The organism is Streptomyces sp. NBC_00102, assembly GCF_026343115.1.
Lineage (GTDB): Bacteria > Actinomycetota > Actinomycetes > Streptomycetales > Streptomycetaceae > Streptomyces.
Map to the genome: position 1 here is coordinate 787,357 of NZ_JAPEMC010000001.1, position 18,177 is coordinate 805,533.

The 18,177-nt window shown below is 72.3% G+C and carries 20 protein-coding genes and 1 tRNA gene; 11 read left to right on the top strand and 10 right to left on the bottom strand.

From position 1 onward, the window contains the following. Positions 1–4 precede the first annotated feature (4 nt). Complete coding sequence (locus OHA55_RS03520; RefSeq protein ID WP_266702672.1) at positions 5–193, top strand: DUF5703 family protein; 189 nt, start codon at positions 5–7, stop codon at positions 191–193. Between the two features lie 196 nt (positions 194–389). Here OHA55_RS03520 and OHA55_RS36460 read toward each other — a convergent pair whose 3' ends face one another. From OHA55_RS36460 to OHA55_RS03540, 3 genes are all read right to left on the bottom strand, one after another. After that, positions 390–1,151, bottom strand: a complete 762-nt coding sequence (locus OHA55_RS36460; protein ID WP_323180361.1) for a chaplin — start codon at positions 1,149–1,151, stop codon at positions 390–392. A gap of 141 nt (positions 1,152–1,292) precedes the next feature. Next, positions 1,293–1,526 carry a chaplin ChpH gene (gene chpH, locus OHA55_RS03535; protein ID WP_266702674.1) on the bottom strand — a complete coding sequence of 78 codons (234 nt, stop codon included), beginning with the start codon at positions 1,524–1,526 and terminating at the stop codon, positions 1,293–1,295. 164 nt (positions 1,527–1,690) lie between these two features. Further along, positions 1,691–3,034 (bottom strand): M20/M25/M40 family metallo-hydrolase, encoded by a 1,344-nt coding sequence (locus tag OHA55_RS03540; RefSeq protein ID WP_266702676.1) that lies wholly within the window; start codon positions 3,032–3,034, stop codon positions 1,691–1,693. A gap of 261 nt (positions 3,035–3,295) precedes the next feature. On the opposite strand from OHA55_RS03540, the gene OHA55_RS03545 reads away from it, so the two are divergent. The 3 genes from OHA55_RS03545 (at position 3,296) to OHA55_RS03555 (ending at position 5,590) form a co-directional block, all read left to right on the top strand. Then, a tRNA-Leu gene (locus tag OHA55_RS03545) sits at positions 3,296–3,383 on the top strand. A gap of 133 nt (positions 3,384–3,516) precedes the next feature. Beyond that, positions 3,517–4,446 (top strand): NADP-dependent oxidoreductase, encoded by a 930-nt coding sequence (locus OHA55_RS03550; protein ID WP_266702678.1) that lies wholly within the window; start codon positions 3,517–3,519, stop codon positions 4,444–4,446. 205 nt (positions 4,447–4,651) lie between these two features. Then, positions 4,652–5,590 carry a pseudouridine synthase gene (locus OHA55_RS03555; RefSeq protein ID WP_266702680.1) on the top strand — a complete coding sequence of 313 codons (939 nt, stop codon included), beginning with the start codon at positions 4,652–4,654 and terminating at the stop codon, positions 5,588–5,590. A 19-nt stretch (positions 5,591–5,609) separates the two neighbouring features. On the opposite strand, the gene OHA55_RS03560 is transcribed toward OHA55_RS03555, so the two are convergent. The 3 genes from OHA55_RS03560 to OHA55_RS03570 all read right to left on the bottom strand — a co-directional run bounded on the left by OHA55_RS03560 (position 5,610) and on the right by OHA55_RS03570 (position 8,147). After that, a complete protein-coding gene (locus tag OHA55_RS03560; protein ID WP_266702682.1) occupies positions 5,610–6,239 on the bottom strand; it encodes an MBL fold metallo-hydrolase in 630 nt (209 codons plus the stop codon). Further along, positions 6,239–7,324, bottom strand: coding sequence for an S-(hydroxymethyl)mycothiol dehydrogenase (locus OHA55_RS03565; RefSeq protein WP_266702684.1), 1,086 nt, complete (start codon positions 7,322–7,324; stop codon positions 6,239–6,241). The genes OHA55_RS03560 and OHA55_RS03565 overlap by 1 nt, the downstream gene beginning before the upstream one ends. A 121-nt stretch (positions 7,325–7,445) precedes the next feature. Further along, a complete protein-coding gene (locus OHA55_RS03570; RefSeq protein WP_266702686.1) occupies positions 7,446–8,147 on the bottom strand; it encodes a FadR/GntR family transcriptional regulator in 702 nt (233 codons plus the stop codon). 306 nt (positions 8,148–8,453) lie between these two features. Between OHA55_RS03570 and OHA55_RS03575 the strand changes: the two genes are divergently transcribed. Further along, positions 8,454–8,963, top strand: coding sequence for a gluconokinase (locus tag OHA55_RS03575; protein WP_266702688.1), 510 nt, complete (start codon positions 8,454–8,456; stop codon positions 8,961–8,963). A 12-nt stretch (positions 8,964–8,975) separates the two neighbouring features. Beyond that, positions 8,976–10,373: a GntP family permease gene (locus tag OHA55_RS03580; protein WP_266702690.1), complete on the top strand. Its 1,398-nt coding sequence runs from the start codon at positions 8,976–8,978 to the stop codon at positions 10,371–10,373. A 250-nt stretch (positions 10,374–10,623) separates the two neighbouring features. On the opposite strand, the gene OHA55_RS03585 is transcribed toward OHA55_RS03580, so the two are convergent. Then, on the bottom strand, positions 10,624–12,279 hold the full coding sequence (locus OHA55_RS03585; RefSeq protein WP_266702692.1) for an FAD-binding dehydrogenase: 1,656 nt from the start codon (positions 12,277–12,279) through the stop codon (positions 10,624–10,626). A gap of 235 nt (positions 12,280–12,514) precedes the next feature. Here OHA55_RS03585 and OHA55_RS03590 point away from each other — a divergent pair, with 235 nt between their 5' ends. After that, positions 12,515–13,426, top strand: a complete 912-nt coding sequence (locus tag OHA55_RS03590; RefSeq protein WP_266702694.1) for a DMT family transporter — start codon at positions 12,515–12,517, stop codon at positions 13,424–13,426. Positions 13,427–13,502: 76 nt separating this feature from the next. On the opposite strand, the gene OHA55_RS03595 is transcribed toward OHA55_RS03590, so the two are convergent. Then, entirely contained in the window at positions 13,503–15,398 is a 1,896-nt protein-coding gene (locus OHA55_RS03595; protein ID WP_266702696.1) for a hypothetical protein, read from the bottom strand. Beyond that, positions 15,395–15,538, bottom strand: a complete 144-nt coding sequence (locus tag OHA55_RS03600; protein WP_266702698.1) for a hypothetical protein — start codon at positions 15,536–15,538, stop codon at positions 15,395–15,397. Before OHA55_RS03600 ends, OHA55_RS03595 begins: the two co-directional genes overlap by 4 nt. On the opposite strand from OHA55_RS03600, the gene OHA55_RS03605 reads away from it, so the two are divergent. From OHA55_RS03605 to OHA55_RS03620, 4 genes are all read left to right on the top strand, one after another. Next, entirely contained in the window at positions 15,537–16,055 is a 519-nt protein-coding gene (locus OHA55_RS03605) for an NUDIX hydrolase (RefSeq protein WP_266702700.1), read from the top strand. The genes OHA55_RS03600 and OHA55_RS03605 overlap by 2 nt on opposite strands. A gap of 99 nt (positions 16,056–16,154) precedes the next feature. Next, positions 16,155–16,550, top strand: coding sequence for a YidH family protein (locus OHA55_RS03610; RefSeq protein ID WP_266702702.1), 396 nt, complete (start codon positions 16,155–16,157; stop codon positions 16,548–16,550). Continuing rightward, positions 16,547–16,882 (top strand): DUF202 domain-containing protein, encoded by a 336-nt coding sequence (locus OHA55_RS03615; RefSeq protein WP_266702704.1) that lies wholly within the window; start codon positions 16,547–16,549, stop codon positions 16,880–16,882. Before OHA55_RS03610 ends, OHA55_RS03615 begins: the two co-directional genes overlap by 4 nt. A gap of 277 nt (positions 16,883–17,159) precedes the next feature. Then, positions 17,160–17,600 carry an NUDIX domain-containing protein gene (locus OHA55_RS03620; RefSeq protein ID WP_266702706.1) on the top strand — a complete coding sequence of 147 codons (441 nt, stop codon included), beginning with the start codon at positions 17,160–17,162 and terminating at the stop codon, positions 17,598–17,600. Between the two features lie 24 nt (positions 17,601–17,624). Here the strand turns inward: OHA55_RS03620 and OHA55_RS03625 are convergent, their stop codons facing one another. Then, entirely contained in the window at positions 17,625–18,113 is a 489-nt protein-coding gene (locus OHA55_RS03625) for a hypothetical protein (protein WP_266702708.1), read from the bottom strand. Positions 18,114–18,177 lie beyond the last annotated feature (64 nt).

Genomic DNA, 18,177 nt, shown 5'->3' on the forward strand with positions numbered 1-18,177 from the left:
TGCGATGCCGGAATACGAATTTGTCGACGTGTACGTGCCGCGCGGGGTGTCCCGCAAGGATGCGGCCCGACTTTTGACCGACCACGCGGAGTACGGGCACTGGGAGCTGGACCGCCTGACGCTCCGCCACGACGGCAGCCGCAGGGTGCGGCTGCGGCGGAGAATCATCCGCCAGCTCAGAGCCACCTGGTGACGCCAGGAGCGGGCCCCGCGACAGCGGGACCCGCTCCTCCTCGTCATGCGCGGAACCGGCCGGCGGGGCTTCCATCCGGGCCGTGGCGGGCTCGCGCGCCCCGGCCCGGACCGGACGGAAGGCCCCTTCCGCTCCCGGATCGGCCGCCCGGGCCTCTCGTTCGGATCATGGCTGGGCACGATCCGAACGAAGGGCCTCAGGCAGCGCTGCGCGAGCGGCGGTAGAACACCGCTCCGGCGCCGGCGAGCATCATGCCCGCACCGGCCGGAATCAGGGTGCCGAGGTCACCGGCACCGGTCTCCGCGAGCTGCGGCGGGGTGGACACCTCGGGGGCGGGCGGCTCGTGGGCCGGCGGGGCGACGGGCTCCTCGGGCGTGACCGGCACCTCCGGCACGACGGGCGGGGCGACCGGGGTGCCGTTGACGCATTCGTTGCCGAAGACCGGGTTGAGCAGCCCCACGACGTCCACGGAGTTGCCGCAGGCGTTGACGGGGATGTCGACGGGGGCCTGGACGCTGTTGCCGGAGAGGATGCCGGGAGAACCCTGCGCGACCCCCTCCGCCGTGGCGCCGGAGCCGCCGACGGCCTTGGTGGAGTCGCCGGCGCGGTGCCTGCCGGTCCCCGGGGCTGCGTTCCCGCCCTGGTGCGCCGAGGTGTCCCCGGCGTCGGCGTGCGCGGCGCCGGACGCGCCACGACCGCTCACGGTGCCGTCCTGGGACGTGTTCGCGCAGCTGTTTCCGAATGCCGGGTTGAGCAGACCGATGACGTCCACGGAATTCCCGCAGACGTTGACCGGAACCTCGATCGGAATCTGGATGCTGTTGCCCGACGCCACCCCCGGGGAATTCGTCGCGGCGGAAGCCGCTCCGGAGTCCGCCTGCGCGTAACCCCCGCCGAGTGCGAGCACTCCGCCGGCCGCCGCCATGGTGATCAGGCCTTTACGAGTGACCTGTCGCATAGGTTCTTTTCCTGCCTTCTGCACTTCCGAATTACCCCCGGACACGACCGTGCGAGGGCCGAATGCCGGTCGGCCCCGGAGCGCATGGCGCGCGCTCCGGGGCCGACCGGGCTTCAAACCCTTACGGGTTGACGCTCAACGTCAGGCGTTGACGCAGGTGTTGCCGAAGGCCGGGTTCAGGAGCCCGATGACGTCGATCGTGTTGCCGCACACGTTCACCGGAACGTGGACGGGGACCTGGATGACGTTGCCCGAGATGACACCGGGGCTGCCGACGGCGGCACCCTGGGCACCCGCGTCGGCAACAGCCATGCCGGCGCCGGCGAGCACGAGACCACCGGTGACAGCCGCAGCGGCGGCAATCTTCTTGATCATTGTTCCTCCTCGTTGGAAATGCGGTCCCAGCCGCGGACCGCATCACCTGTAACGAGGGGAAAATCAGACGGCTACGAGCCCAACCCTCCTTTCACTCTTTCCGGTGAGGTACGGACAGGCGGGCGAATTGCGTCTCCGGGAGCGGGCGGAAGTGCGGGGCCGGCTCAGCTGTGGTCGATGAACCGGTCCAGTACCCGCACACCGAACTGAAGGCCGTCCACCGGAACGCGCTCGTCCACGCCGTGGAACATGCCGGCGAAGTCCAGCTCCGGCGGCAGCTTGAGCGGGGCGAAGCCGAATCCCCGGATGCCGAGGTCGTCGAAGGATTTGGCGTCCGTGCCGGCCGACAGCATGTACGGCACGGCCCGGGCGATCGGGTCCTCGGCCACCAGGGCCTTCTGCATGGCGTCCACGAGGGCGCCGTCGAAGGTCGTCTCCAGCGCCTTGTCGGCGTGCACGTCCTCGCGGCGCACGTTCGGGCCGAGGATGCGGTCGATGTCGGCGAGGAACTCCTCCTCGTACCCCGGCAGGAAGCGGGCGTCCACGTGCGCGGTCGCCTGGCCCGGGATGACGTTGACCTTGTAGCCGGCGCCGAGCTGCGTCGGGTTGGCGGTGTTGCGCAGGGAGGCCCCGATGAGCTTGGCGATGCTGCCCAGCTTGGCGAGGGTCTCCTCCATGTTCTCCGGGTCCAGCTCGGTGCCCAGGGCGTCCGAGAGCTCGTCCAGGAAGTGACGCAGTGTCTTGGTGACCCGGACCGGGAACTGATGGCGCCCGAGCCGGCCGACCGCCTCGGAGAGCTCCGTGATGGCGTTGTCCTTGTGGATCATCGAACCGTGCCCGGCGGTGCCGTCCACGGTCAGCTTCATCCAGTGCATGCCCTTCTGGGCCGTCTCCACCAGGTAGAGGCGCAGCTGCTCGTTGACGGTCAGGGAGAAGCCGCCGACCTCACTGATGGCCTCCGTGACACCCTCGAAGAGCCCGGGGTGCTTGTCGACCAGGAAGCGGGCGCCGTACGTGCCGCCGGCCTCCTCGTCCGCGAGGAACGCCAGCACGATGTCGCGCGGGGGCTTGCGCCCGCTGCGCATCCGCTCACGGATCACCGCGAGCGTCATGGCGTCCATGTCCTTCATGTCGACCGCGCCGCGTCCCCAGACGCAGCCGTCCGCGACCTCGCCGGAGAACGGGTCGTGGGTCCAGTCCGCCGCGTTGGCCGGCACGACGTCCGTGTGCCCGTGGATGAGGAGCGCGGGCCGGGAGGGGTCCTCACCCTCGATCCGGGCCACGGTCGACGCGCGCCCCTTGTGCGATTCGAAGATCTGCGGTTCGAGCCCGACCTCGGCGAGCTTCTCCGCGACGTACTCGGCGGCGAGCCGCTCGCCGGGGCCGGAGTGGTCCCCGTAGTTGCTGGTGTCGATCCGGATCAGCTCACGACAGAGGTCGACGACCTCGTTCTCGGCGTTGCCGGTCTTCCCGGACGGGCCTGCCTGGGAGGCGCTGCTCTCGCTCACACTGATTCCTTCCACTGTCACGGTGGTGCTCCCCCTCATCCTCGCGCGCCCGCCCCGCGCGGCCCAAGGGCGTCCCCCTCGACGTCACACCGCCGTCACACGCGCCGGTCCCGGGCGCCGGTCCGGGCGATGCCGCCGGGGTCCCACCGGAGGGGTGAGCGCGGGCGAGCCGGGGGGTGATCGAGGACCCCCGAATGTTTGGTATTGTTTTCCACGTCGGAACGGGACAGGAAGAACGGCCCCGGGAACGACAGACACCTTGTCCGGGTGGCGGAATGGCAGACGCGCTAGCTTGAGGTGCTAGTGCCCTTTATCGGGCGTGGGGGTTCAAGTCCCCCCTCGGACACCAGCGAGAGACCCCAGTTCATCTGGGGTCTCTCTGCGTTTGTCTCTCTGCGTTTGTCTCTGCGTGTGGTCCTGGTCGCGCGGGGCGGTGGCGCCGGGCGGGAACAGAACGGCCCGCCCGCTTGTTGCCGCCGGTCATGAATGGTGTGGGAGCGAAGCGGTTCGGCGGACCCGAGGTACTGGAGGTCCTGGAGCTCGCGGAGCCCGAGGCGGGTCCGGGGCAGATCAGGATTCGGGTGCGGGCGGCCGCGGTCAATCCGACCGACACGCTGCTGATCAGCGGCGCGGGCCGGAGGAAGGCGGACCCGCCCCACGTGCCCGGGATGGACGCCGCCGGGGTGGTCGAGCAGATCGGCGAGGGCGTGACGACCGGTCTGCGGGTCGGTGACCATGTGATGGCCGTCGTGGTGCCGGTGGGCGCCCACGGCGCGTACGCCGAGCGGATCGTCGTCCCGGCGGAGTCCGTCGTGCGGGTGCCTTCGGGGGCGAGCGACGTCGAGGCGTCGACGCTGCCGATGAACGCGCTGACCGCCTGGGCGGCGCTGGAGTCGCTCGGGATTCCCGAGGGCGGAACCGTCGTCGTCACCGGTGCGGCCGGGGCGCTGGGCGGCTACACGATCGAGCTGGCCAAGGCGGCCGGGCTGCGGGTCGTCGCGGACGCGGCGCCGAAGGACGAGGAACTCGTCCGGGGCCTCGGCGCCGACCTCGTACTCCCCCGGGGCGAGGACTTCCCCGAGGAGGTACGCCGCCACGTGCCCGGGGGTGCGGACGGGCTGGTGGACGGTGCGCTCTTCGACCGGGCGGCCCTGCCCGCGGTACGGGACGGGGGCCGGATCGCGACCCTCCGCCGGTACGAGGGCGAGCCCGAGCGCGGCATCACCTTCCACCCGGTCCTCGTGTCCGACCACGCGCTGGACCACGGGGCTCTCGTGTTCCTGCGCCGACTGGCCGAGGAGAAGCGGCTCACCCCGCGGGTGGCGTACACCCTCCCCGCGGAGCGGGCGGCCGAAGCCCACCGCGCGATGGCGGCCGGCGGGGTCAGGGGCCGGATCGTGCTGGAGTTCTGAGAACCGGACTTCCGCGCCCGTCACCCACCGACCGTCACCCCCCGACCGTCACCGCCACTCGTCACCGCCACTCGTCACCGTCACGCGTTACCACCACTCTTCACCGGAAAGGCCCCCCGATGTCCCGCCCCGCCCCCGCCGACCCGCCGCTCACCCCGGCGGCCGGGGCTTCCGCCGTCGCCGTACGGCACCCCGAGGGGCGCCGGTGAGGGGCCGCCGGAAGCAGGCCGCCTCGCCGCTGCCCCAGCGGCACGGCGTCGATGCCGTACGGGTGCGGCTGCCGGTGGACGCCGAGGGGGCCTGGGCGACGGTCGGCGACCATCTGCGGGAGCGGTTCGGCGCGGCGGTCGGAGCGGCGCGGGTGGAGGCGATGCTGGCGGAGGGTCTGTTCGTCGGCGCGGACGGGTTGCCGGTGCCGGGGACGCGGCCGTACGAGAGCGGGCTCGGCCTCTGGTTCCACCGGGAGTTCGCGCCCGAGGAACCGGTGCCGTTCCCGGTCGGGGTGGTGTACCGCGACGAGCACCTGGTGATCGCCGACAAGCCGCACTTCCTCGCGACCACCCCGCGCGGCCGGCACGTGACGCAGACGGCGGTGGCGCGGCTGAGGCACGAGCTGGGGCTGCCGCACCTCCAGCCCGCGCACCGGCTGGACCGGCTGACGGCGGGCCTGGTGCTGTTCGTCGTACGCCCGGAGGACCGGGGCGCGTACCAGACGCTCTTCCGGGACCGGCTGGTGCGCAAGGAGTACGAGGCGGTCGCCGGGTACGACCCGGAGCTGGCGCTCCCCCGGACGGTGCGGAGCCGGATCGTGAAGGAGCACGGGGTGGTGGCCTCGCGTGAGGAGCCGGGCGAGCCGAACAGCGAGAGCCGGGTCGAGCTGCTGGAGCAGCGCGGCGGGCTCGGCCGCTACCGGCTGCTGCCCGCCACCGGGCGGACCCATCAACTGCGGTTGCACATGAGCACGTTGGGGCTACCGTTGGTCAACGACCCGCTCTATCCGGTGGTGGAGCCACAGGGCGCTCCGGACGACTGGTCACGCCCTCTGCAACTCCTGGCGCGGGTGCTGGAGTTCACCGATCCGGTCACGGGCGGGCCGCGCCGCTTCACGAGCGGGCTGCGGCTCTCCGCGTGGCCGGACCGGTGACCGGGACGGACCGCGCGGGTCAGTGACCGCGCGCGATCCACTCCTCCAGGTGCGGGGCCTCCGCGCCGATGGTGGTGGAGTCGCCGTGACCGGTGCGGACCGTGGTGTCCGCCGGGAGGGCGAGCAGCCGGTCCCGGATCGAATCGACGATCGTCGGGAAGTGCGAGAACGAGCGGCCGGTGGCGCCGGGGCCGCCCTGGAAGAGGGTGTCCCCGGTGAAGACCGTGGCCAGCTCGGGGGCGTACAGGCAGACGGCGCCCGGGGCGTGGCCCGGGGTGTGCAGGACGGTCAGCCGGACGCCGGCGACCTCGATCTCCTGGCCGTCCGTCAGTTCGCCGTCGGGCTCGCGGTCCGGGTGGGTCTGCTTCCACAGCGGCAGGTCGTCCGGGTGGAGCAGGACCGGGGCGCCGGTGACGTCGGCGAGGGCCGGGGCGGCGTCGATGTGGTCGTTGTGCGCGTGGGTGGAGACGATGGCGCGCAGCGTGCGTCCGCCGAGGGCGGCCAGGATGGCTCCGGCGTCGTGGGCGGCGTCGATGACGACCGCCTCGTGGTCGTCGCCGACGATCCAGACGTTGTTGTCGACGTCCCACTCGCCGCCGTCGAGGGCGAAGGTGCCGGAGGTGACCAGGTGGTCGATGCGGGCGGCCATCAGAAGACCACCACCGAACGCAGCACGTCGCCGTCGTGCATCCGCTCGAAGGCGCGCTCGACGTCGCCGATGCCGATGGTCTCGGTGACGAACGCGCCGAGGTCGATCCGGCCCTGCTGGTGCAGGTCGACGAGCATCGGGAAGTCGCGGGACGGCAGGCAGTCGCCGTACCAGGAGGACTTCAGCGAGCCGCCGCGGCCGAACACGTCGAGGAGGGGGAGTTCGAGGCGCATCTCGGGGGTGGGGACGCCGACGAGGACGACGGTGCCGGCCAGGTCGCGGGCGTAGAAGGCCTGCTCGTACGTCTCGGGGCGGCCGACCGCCTCGATGACGACGTCGGCGCCGTTGCCGTCGGTGAGGGCGCGGATCGCCTCGACCGGGTCGCCGGTGCGGGAGTTGACGGTGTGCGTGGCACCCATCTTCTTCGCCGTCTCCAGCTTGCGGTCGTCGATGTCCACGGCGATGATCTTCGCCGCGCCTGCGAGCCGCGCGCCCATGACGGCCGCGTCACCGACTCCGCCGCAGCCGATGACCGCCACCGAGTCGCCGCGGCCCACCTGGCCGGTGTTGATGGCGGCACCGATGCCCGCCATGACACCGCAGCCGAGCAGACCGGCGACGGCCGGGGAGACCGCGGGGTCGACCTTGGTGCACTGGCCGGAGGCCACCAGGGTCTTCTCGGCGAACGCGCCGATGCCGAGCGCCGGGGAGAGTTCGGTGCCGTCGAGCAGCGTCATCTTCTGCTTGGCGTTGTGGGTGTTGAAGCAGTACCAGGGGCGGCCGCGCAGACAGGCGCGGCACTGGCCGCAGACGGCCCGCCAGTTCAGGATGACGAAGTCGCCGGGCGCGACGTCCGTGACGCCCTCGCCTACCGATTCCACGACGCCCGCGGCCTCGTGGCCGAGGAGGAACGGGAACTCGTCGTTGATGCCGCCCTGCTTGTAGTGCAGGTCGGTGTGGCAGACACCGCACGCCTGAATCTTGACCACGGCCTCGCCGGGTCCGGGGTCGGGGATCACGATCGTCTCGACCCGTACCGGCTCGTTCTTCCCCGGTGCGACGACCCCTTGCACCTGCTGCGGCATACCCTGGTCTCCTTCTGAAGTGGCGGCCCCGGGCCCCTGTGACGCCCGGCCGCTGTCCGAAGATCGAACACGGACCAAGGTACGCGCTGCGGGGTGGGCCCGCGCAGACGCGGGCGGGCGTTCAGGGAGCGAGTACGTCCAGTTCGTCCAGGGCGCCGTGCGCGATCTCGCGGGTGAGCCGCTCGGCGGCCTCCGCGTCCCCCTCGCGCACCGCTTCGGCGACCTTGACGTGCAGGGTCACGGCGGCCGGGTCGGGGTCCTCGAACATCACCCGGTGATGGGTGCGACCGGCCAGGACCTCGGCGACGACGTCCCCGAGCCGGGCGAACATCTCGTTGCCCGAGGCGTTGAGCACCACCCGGTGGAAGGCGATGTCGTGGCGGAGGTACTCCTCCAGCCGCTGGCCGCGCGAGGTCTCGACCATGCCGAGGGCGCACGCGGTGAGGGCCGCGCACTGGGCGGGGGTGGCGTACCGGGCGGCGAGGGAGGCGGCGACGGGTTCGATCGCGGACCGGAGCACGGTCAGCGAACGGAGCTGGCGCGGGCGGTCGGCGCCGGCGAGGCGCCAGCGGATGACCCGGGGGTCGTAGACGTTCCACGCCTCGGTGGGGCGCACGGTCACGCCGACCCGGCGCCGGGACTCGACGAGGTGCATCGACTCCAGGACGCGGACCACCTCGCGGACGACGGTGCGGGAGACCTCGAAGCGCTGGGCGATCTCGTCGGTGCGCAGCACGTCACCGGGTTTGCGCTCGCCCGAGGTGATGTCGAGACCCAGGGCGTCCAGTACGTGCGTATGGAGCCCCTGGCTCGTCGTGGTCATGGAGCAAGAATACGGGGCGATTCCGGGACACCGCGGGCGGCCTTCGGCGGGGCGGCGGGCTTGGCCGGTTCCGGGCGAACGGAGGTGCGCCCGGGCGGTGTCGAGTGCGGGGGCCGGGGAAGGCGCCGGTTGCCGAAGACCGGTCCGGCGGGCGGGAACCACCGTCCCGAAGACCGGTCCGGCGGGCCGGACGCATCCCCGAAGGCTATTAAGTACGACGTTTACGTCACACTCTCTTGAATAAGTACGACCTAATGAGTTTCAGTAACTTGACGGACCGATGTCGAAGAAGACAGCGAGGCACCAATGAGCACCCCCCACGTCGTCGTGGTGATGGGCGTGGCAGGGACCGGCAAGACCACGATCGGCCCCCTGCTCGCCACCGCACTGGGCGTCCCGTACGCCGAGGGCGACGACTTCCACCCCGAGTCGAACATCGCCAAGATGTCCGCCGGTACCCCGCTGGACGACTCGGACCGCTGGCCCTGGCTGGACGCCATCGGACAGTGGGCGCACGGCCGGGCGGGACTCGGCGGTGTCGTCTCCAGCTCCGCGCTCAAGCGGGTCTACCGCGACCGGCTGCGCGCCGAGGCACCCGACGCCGTCTTTCTGCACCTGACCGGAGACCGCGCCCTCGTCGAGGGGCGGATGTCCGCGCGCAAGGGCCATTTCATGCCGACCGCACTGCTCGACTCGCAGTTCGCCACGCTCCAGCCGCTGGAGGCGGACGAGGCGGGCGTCGAGGTCGACGTGACCGGCACCCCTGAAGAAATCACCGAACGGGCCGTCGCCGCACTGCGCCGACTCGGAAGCTAAGGACCCCTCACCGTGACCAGTCTCAGCGTCGAGACGTTGGCAGCGGACGCCGTCGATCCCATCACCTCCGCGGGCAACGCGCAGTTGGGCATCGCCGTCGTCCTGGGCATCGCCGTCATCGTCCTGCTCATCACCAAGTTCAAGCTGCACGCCTTCCTGGCGCTCACCATCGGCTCGCTGGCGCTCGGCTCCTTCGCCGGGGCTCCGCTGGAGAAGACGATCGCCAGCTTCACGGCGGGGCTCGGCTCCACCGTGGCGGGCGTCGGTGTCCTCATCGCCCTGGGCGCGATCCTGGGCAAGCTGCTCGCCGACTCCGGCGGCGCCGACCAGATCGTGGACACCATCCTCGCCAAGGCGAGCGGCCGGGCGATGCCCTGGGCGATGGTGCTGATCGCCTCCATCATCGGCCTGCCGCTCTTCTTCGAGGTCGGCATCGTGCTGCTGATCCCGGTGGTGCTGCTCGTCGCCAAGCGCGGCAACTACTCCCTGATGCGGATCGGTATTCCGGCGCTCGCCGGCCTCTCCGTGATGCACGGGCTGATCCCCCCGCACCCCGGCCCGCTCGTCGCGATCGACGCGCTCGACGCCAACCTCGGTGTCACGCTGGCCCTCGGTGTGGTGGTCGCCATTCCGACGGTGATCATCGCCGGTCCGGTCTTCTCCCGGTTCGCCGCCCGCTGGGTGGACATCAAGGCGCCCGAGCGCATGGTTCCCGAGCGCGCCTCGGAGGAACTGGAGCACCGCCCGAGCTTCGGCGCGACGCTGGCCACCGTGCTGCTGCCGGTCGTGCTGATGCTGGCGAAGGCACTGGTCGACATCGTCGTGGACGACCCGGAGAACGGTGTCCAGAAGGTCACCGACGTCATCGGCTCCCCGCTGATCGCCCTGCTCGCCGCCGTGATCGTCGGCATGTTCACGCTGGGCCGGGCCGCCGGGTTCACCAAGGACCGGCTGGCCGGCACCGTCGAGAAGTCGCTCGCCCCGATCGCGGGAGTGCTGCTGATCGTCGGCGCGGGCGGTGGCTTCAAGCAGACCCTGATCGACGCCGGCGTGGGCCGGATGATCCTGGAGTTCTCCGAGGACTGGTCCATACCCGCGCTGCTGCTCGGCTGGCTGATCGCGGTCGGCATCCGGCTCGCGACCGGTTCGGCGACGGTGGCGACCATCTCGGCCGCCGGTCTGGTCGCCCCGCTGGCGGCCGACATGTCGACCGCGCACGCCGCCCTGCTGGTCCTCGCGGTCGGCGCGGGCTCGCTCTTCTTCAGCCACGTCAACGACGCGGGTTTCTGGCTGGTGAAGGAGTACTTCGGGATGGACGTCGGCCAGACGGTCAAGACCTGGTCGGTGATGGAGACCATCATCTCCGTCTGCTCGCTGGCCTTCATCCTGCTGCTGTCCCTGGTGTTGTAGGGCCCCACGCGGGTTCCTGACGGCCCCCGCCCCCGCTTCCCCAGGTGCCCCCCGCCGGGAGCCGACGCTCCCGGCGGGACCACGAAGGCGCCCGACCGCTCCGGTACGCATGCCCACACATGCTTCCCGGACCGGTCGGGCGCCTTCGTACGTGTACGCGGCCCGGCTCACTTCGCGTCGGGTGCCCTTCGCGCCGGAGCCCCGTCGGCCCGGGCCGCTCGGCCCGGGGACCGCTCAGCCCGGGGGCCGCTCAGCCCAGGGCCGCCGCCGCCGCGCGGCCCGCCGTGCGGCCGGAGAAGATGCAGCCGCCGAGGAAGGTGCCCTCCAGCGAGCGGTAGCCGTGCACCCCGCCGCCGCCGAACCCGGCCGCCTCCCCCGCCGCGTACACCCCGGGCAGCGGGGAGCCGTCCGCGGTCAGCACCCGGGAGGAGAGGTCCGTCTCCAGCCCGCCGAGCGACTTGCGGGTGAGGATGTTCAGCCGGACGGCGATCAGCGGTCCGGCCTTCGGGTCGAGGATGCGGTGCGGCTTCGCCGTGCGGATCAGCTTGTCCCCGAGGTACGAACGCGCCCCGTGGATCGCCGTGATCTGGAGGTCCTTGGTGAACGGGTTGGCGATCTCGCGGTCGCGCGCGGTGATCTCGCGGCGCAGGTCGTCCTCGTCGATGAGCCCGTCGCCGGTCAGCGCGTTCATGCCCCGTACGAGCGCGGCGAGGTCGTTCTCCACCACGAAGTCCACGCCGTTGTCCATGAACGCCTTGACCGGTCCGGGGACCTCCGCGCGGGCCCGGCCGATGACGTCGCGGACCGACTTGCCGGTGAGGTCCGGGTTCTGTTCGGAGCCGGAGAGGGCGAACTCCTTGCCGATGATCCGCTGGTCCAGGACGAACCAGGTGTAGTCGTACCCGGACTTCATGATGTGTTCGAGGGTGCCGAGCGTGTCGAAGCCGGGGAAGAGCGGGACCGGCAGCCGCTTGCCCCGGGCGTCGAACCAGAGGGAGGACGGGCCGGGCAGGATGCGGATGGCGTGCTTGTCCCAGACGGGGTTCCAGTTCTCGATGCCCTCGGTGTAGTGCCACATCCGGTCGCGGTTGATGTGGTGGGCCCCGGCCTCCTCGGCGACGCCGAGCATCAGACCGTCGACGTGCGCTGGCACTCCGGAGAGCATCTTCGCGGGCGGGGTGCCGAGCCGCTCGGGCCACTGGGCGCGTACCAGATCGTGGTTGCCGCCGATCCCGCCGGAGGTGACGATCACCGCCTGGGCCCGCAGCTCGAAGGCGCCGGTGGCGGTACGGCTGCTCGCGGTGCCGCGCTCGGCCGCGCTGGGCTCCAGGATCTCGCCGGTCACCGTGTCGACGGCACCCCCGGTACGGCCGAGGCCCGTCACCCGGTGCCGGAAGCGGAACTGGACGAGCCCCTTGGCGACGCCCTCGCGCACCCGCCGCTCGAACGGGGCGACGACCCCGGGGCCGGTGCCCCAGGTGATGTGGAAGCGGGGCACGGAGTTGCCGTGGCCGGTCGCGTCGTAGCCGCCGCGCTCGGCCCAGCCGACCACCGGGAAGAGCCGCAGCCCCTGCGCGCGGAGCCAGGAGCGCTTCTCCCCTGCGGCGAAGTCCACGTACGCCTCGGCCCACTTCTTCGGCCAGTGGTCCTCCTCGCGGTCGAAGTCGGCCGTGCCGAACCAGTCCTGGAGGGCGAGCTCACGGCTGTCCTTGATCCGGAACCTGCGCTGCTCGGGGGAGTCGACGAGGAAGAGGCCGCCGAAGGACCAGTGCGCCTGGCCGCCCAGGGACTGCTCGGGTTCCTGGTCGAGCAGGATCACGGAGCGCCCGGCGTCGGCCAGTTCCGCCGTGGCTGCCAGCCCTGCGAGGCCGGCTCCGATCACGATCACATCGGCGTCGTACGCCATGGGTTCCATCCTTCGGGCGAGGCGGTGCGGAAACCGGCCGGGCACGGTGGGTACGTCGCCGGCAGGCGTCGCGGGGGCGTGCGGGGGCGCGGATGTTACTGGTGCGTCAGATCTTCCGTACGCCCCGACGCCGGAGTCAACAGGCCGGTCGGACCAATCTCACCGCTCCCCTACACGCAGGGGCATATCGTTCGGAACACACCGTTTCCGCCCGCCCGATCCGAGGAAGAAACCTGTGTCCTTGCTGGTCGTCCTCCTCTCCGTGGGCGCGGCGGCGTGCCTGGGTTTCGGCTTCGTCCTGCAGCAGGACGCCGCCCGCCGCGCCCCCATGAGCGATTTCCTCTCCCCCCGGCTGCTGCTCGACCTGATGAAGGTACGGAGCTGGCTGGCCGGTATCGCGTTCATGGTCTGCGGGATGGTGCTCGGGGCGCTGGCCCTCGGCCAGGGCGAGCTGTCGGTGGTGGAACCGCTGCTGGCGACCAACCTCCTCTTCGCGCTGGGGCTGTCGCGCGCCCTCACCGGGCAGCCGCTCGGCCGCCAGGGGTGGGGCGGGCTGGCGTTGCTTTCGTGCGGGGTCGCCGCCTTCCTGCTGGCCGGGCAGCCGACCGGCGGGCAGGCGGAGACCGACCCGCTGCGGCACTGGCTGATCATCGGCGTGGTGGTGGGGCTCGCGCTGGTCCTCGCCGCCTCCGCCCGGCACGCCCGCCCGGCGGTGGCGCCCTCGCTGCTGGCCCTGGCGGCGGGGCTGCTGTACGGACTCCAGGACGCCCTCACCCGGGAGAGCGGCCAGCTCCTGACGGACGGCGGCTGGCCGGCCCTGGTGGGCAGTTGGCAGCCGTACACGGTGCTGGTGATCGGGGTGACCGGGCTGGTGCTGGTGCAGAGCGCGTTCGAGATGGCGCCGCTGCGGATGTCGCTGCCCGCGCTGACCGCCGCCCAGCCGCTGGCGGGGATCGCCTGCGGCATCGGCTTCCTCGGCGACCAGGTACGCACCGACCCGGCGGCGCTGGCGGGCCAGGCGGCCGGGCTGGCGGCGATCGTCGCGGGGATCGTGCTGCTCGGGCTGCATCCGGCGCTCCCGGGCGGCAAGGGCGGCGGCGCCCATCCCGCCCGGGACCTGCTGCCCACGGAGGGCGGGGGGATCTGAGCGGGGGTTGCCCGTGGGGCGCCCCCCGCCTGCTCGGATCACCGCCGTCGGCTCGGATCACCCCCGTCGGCTCGGGTCACCGCCGGTCTTCGGCCTCCGGCCACGGGTACCCCAGCTCCCGGGCGTATTCGGCGGAACCGCCCCGTACCTGGGCGTACCCCTTGGGGTCCTCGGTGGCCAGCCGGTGCAGTACGGCCGCCGCCCGTTTCGCGGGCGGTGCGCCGTCCTCGGGCACGTGCCAGACGAACTGGAGCCAGGGGCCGTCCCGGTCCCTGCGCCCCTGTGCGAGACCGGGCCAGTAGGCGAAGGAGAGCGTGGTGGCCTCGGGGTCGCGGAAGTCCGTACCGGTCCAGTCCTTCAGGAGGTCCCACCGGGTGAGGAGATCCGGCCGCGCCCTCAGCCCCTCCTCGATGAGCCGCCCGGTCGCGGCGGCGGGCCACTCCCAACCCCGGTCCGCTTCCGCCCGCTCGATCTCGGCGTCGTAGGCGAGGGCCTCGAAGCGCTGCTCACCGAGTGACGGCCCGTTTCCGAGGCTTCGCCGCCAGTCGGACCAGACGACCTCCTCGCCCTCCCGACGGATCGTGACGTAGAGCGCCCCGCAGCAGCCCTCGGTGCACCACGCCTCGGCGACGAGCACCTCGTGGGGTTCGGCGGTGGCGCGCAGTTCGCCCCGGTCCAGCAAGTCGCCCGGAGGGCGCGCCGGACCCTTGCCGAAGTGCTCGGGCACCAGCGGACGGCCGTCGATCAGCAGGCGGGTCTCCACGGGCTCCCGGTACGCCGGATCGCGCACGGTCCCCTCGACCCGCAGCCGTCCGGACGAGGGCCGGGCGTCGAAGACCTGGCGCAGGGCCTGCCGGACCCATCGGTGCAGTCGCCGGTCGTCCGCGCTCCCGTGCTCCGCGGGGTCGCGTTCGTGCACGGCGGCCCGTTCCGGGGCGGCGAGCAGGGTTCCCAGGTTTTCCAGCAGCGCCTCTCGGCGGCCGGCCGGCCAGTCGAGGAGAACGCTCGCCCCGCTGTGCAGTTCCAGGGCGAGCGAGGCGAGGACGATGACGTGGTCGAGGTCCGGCGGCAGGGACGCGGCCCGGGCGATCAGCTCCTCGTACAGGGCGACGGCGTCCTGATGGGCGAGGATCTCGACCTTGCTGTCGTACGTCGACGCCATCATGACCAGCAGGCGCCCGGCCTGGGCGAGGAGGCGGGGGTCCACGGGGTCCGCCCGGACCAGGTCGAGCAGGCGGACCGCTTCGGAGATTCTGCGGGCGTGTTCGGCGCCCACCACCCGGGGTTCGATCGGGACCTCCAGGAGCCAACGGCGTGCGGCCGGATCGTCCTGGTCGATCAGCGCGTCGACGAGGACACGCAGATCCCCTTTGCCGACGTGGGCTCCGAGCCAGAGCAGCGCCGCGGCGGGCCGGTCGAGACCGCCCAGCGCCTCCACGACCGGCCGGACGAAGCCCCGCAGCAGTCCGAGGACACGGAGGTACGGAACGTCCTCGGGCTCTCCGAGGCGGGCGAGGAGGCCGATGCCGACGCCCACCGCGGCGGCGGTCGTGCCGTGGCGCACGAGTCTCCGGGCGAGAGCGAGAGCCGCGACCGGGTCCTCCAACGGCAGGTCCGCCACGGCAGCCCGTACCGGTACTTCCCGCACGCCCCGCCCGCACAGCGCCCGGTGGACGCGTTCCGCCGCACACTCGGCGTCGGGATCGGTGAGCAGGGGTGCGAGCAGCCGGCGTGCGGTCTCCCTGCTCTCGGCGAAAGAGGCTGTGGGTGCGGCGGGGACGGCGGTGTCGCTCTTCGAGGCACCGGTCCCGGGCAGGTCGCTCTTCGGGGCGGGCTCGGGACGTGCCGTGTCCGGCAGTGGGAAGCCGCGGCCGGGCGGGCGGCCGTCGGGCGCCGCGTGGAACTGCCGCAGCGCGTGGTCGTACAGAGAGGTCCGGGGCGTGAGCGGCTCGCGCTCGTCCGGGGCGCTCACAGGGCGGGGTGCTGCTCGATTCCGTAGGTCATGGCGGGAGTCTGACAGCCACCTGCCGCCGGAGCGAGGGGTTTTCGCGCCACCGGCCGTCGCCCGGTGGCCGAGTGGATGCCGGAGGAGTGCTGTTGGATGGCGGGCATGAATCCTGCTGACGAGATCCTGGACGTCGTCGACGAGAACGACGAGGTGGTGGGGCGGGCGACGCGCGGTGAGGCGACCGCGCGCGGACTGCGCCACCGGTGCGTGTTCATCGAGGCGCGCGACGCCGAGGGGCGGGTGTTCGTCCACCGCAGGACGGCCACCAAGATGGTCTTCCCCTCGCACTACGACATGTTCGTCGGTGGCGTGGTCGGTGCGGGCGAGTCGTACGACGAGGCGGCGCTGCGGGAGGCGGAGGAGGAACTCGGAGTCTCCGGACTGCCGCAGCCCGAGCCGCTGTTCTCCTTCCTGTACGAGAAGGACGGGCACTCCTGGTGGTCGCGCGTCTATCAGGTGCGGTGCGAGCCGCCGGTCGATCCCCAGAAGGAGGAGATCGACTGGCACGGCTTCCTCGCGGACGAGGAGCTGGCGGAGCGCATCCCCGCCTGGGCGTGGACGCCCGACGGGCTGGAGGCGTACCACCGGCTGCGCGCACTCCGGGGCGAGGACGTGGGCTGACTCCGGGTGCGTGATCATCCCCGGGACGGCTACGGGTGCGTGATCGTATCGATTCGACGTGATCGGAAGCGCTCACAAAGGGGCCGATAGGGTGCCCGTGTGAAGGAATTCGTACAGAGCCTGCGGTTGTGGTTCGCCCCGCAGCGGATCCGCGACGAAGGCGACACACCGGACTACCGCTTCTCGCTCGCCAACGAGCGGACGTTCCTCGCCTGGATCCGTACGGCTCTGGCTCTGATCGGTGGCGGCTTCGCCGTCGACCAGTTCCTGCCGGGTCTCGCCCGGGGGGTGCGCGCGGGACTGGCGTTCGGGCTGCTCGCGGCCGGGGTGCTCTGCGCGCTGCGGGCCGTGAACCACTGGGTCCGCTGCGAACGGGCCATGCGCCGGGGCGAGGACCTGCCCGTCTCCCGGTTCCCGACCCTGCTGAGCCTGGTGGTCGCGGTGGTGGCCGTGGCGATGGTGGTGGTCGTCCTCTTCGGCTGGGAGGGCCGGTGACCGCGGCCGTACCCGGGGCCGGTTCGGGGGCCGCTCGGGACCCGGGCCTCCAGCCGGAGCGCACCCGCCTCGCCTGGCGGCGCACCACGCTGTCGGCGACGGTGGCGGCGGTGCTGGCCGGGAAGCAGGCCCTGCACGGCGGGGCGACCCTCGCCGCGGGGGTCGCGCTGGCCCTGAGCGCGGTGGCCTGGATCGGCTTCCTGATGGTGGCGCACCGAAGGGTACGCACCACGGCCACCGCACAGCCGGAGCCGCTGGCCCCGCGAGCGGCGCTCACCGCCGCAGCGTGCACGGTGGCCCTGGCGGTGTTCGCGGCGGCGATGGTGGTCTGAGCCCCGTTCCGAGCACTGTTCAGGCGCCTTTCCGGACGCCTTTCCGGACGCCTTTCCAGGCGCTGTTCCGGGCGCCTTTCCGAGCCTCGTTCCGCCGCACCGTTCGGAGCGGTTCCCCTCCCGGTTCAGCGCCCCCTGACGCGCCGCCAGTCCCTCCGTACGCCCCGGGCCCCGTTCCGGTGGGCGTTTCTCCGCGTCCCGTACGGGCATGCCGGACGGGGCGTCGGTGTCGGCCGGGGCCCGAGCCCGGCCGCCCGGACGGCGGCCCACCCGAGGGATGGTGAGCGAGTTGCCCGCACCGGACGCCTCCGAGAGGCCCAGTACCGCCGTGATCATCACCAACCGACGCGGCGAGTACCTCCTGCATCTGCGCGACGCCAACAAACCGATCTGCGACAGCGGGACCTGGTCCCTGGTGGGCGGCGGCGCCGAGGGCACGGAGACGCCGGACGAGGCCATCAGGCGGGAGATCCGCGAGGAGACGGGCCTCGTGCTTCCGGACGTCACGGCCTTCACCGCCGTGCACGCCGAAGGCCCGTACGTCACCGAGGGGCACATCCGCGTCTACACCGCCCACTGGGACGGCGACGCGCACGCCCTCCCGGTCGGCGAGGGCATCATGTTCCACTGGTTCACGGTGGCGACGATGGAGCATCTGACCATGTGCCCGTGGGCCCACCGGGCCGTCAAGGACCATCACGCCGGGGCGCTCTCCTGACGGTGGCAGCAGGTCCGGGTCGGGTCAGCGCTCGCGCTCCCACGTCCGCAGGACCGCCAGGGCGTACGCGACCCGGGTGTCCAGGTGGGGAGCGAGGTGACGGTAGGTCTTCCTGCCGATGCCCCGGTAGTCCAGGACCGCGCCGACGCCGGCCCCGCGCCGGCGCGTCCGGGCCGGGCTCCGGAACGTGCCGTCCTCTGCGGTGCCGTCGAAGAGCGCGTAGACCGTCGCGCAGAGCGCAAAGAGGATCCAGGCGGGAGCGGTCACCACCCAGAGCAGCCACGCGTACCAGGTGCCGACCGGTCCCGTGATCTCCTGCGGCGAGCCGGCGAACCGTACCGACCACCGGGTGCGTCGCGGCCAGGGCAGGATCCGGGCGGCGCGACGGGTGACGTGCGCGAGGGAGGAGCCGTCGGCCGAGCGGACCTCGTGGACGTCCGGGGCGACGGGTTGGACCGCGCACCAGAGGCCGCCGTCCCGTCCGTGATGCAGCCAGAAGGGCGGCATGGTCACCCGGCCTCCGGAGCGCGCTGCCGTTCTTGGCCGGCCGCCCAGCCGATGCGGTGGGCGGCGAGAG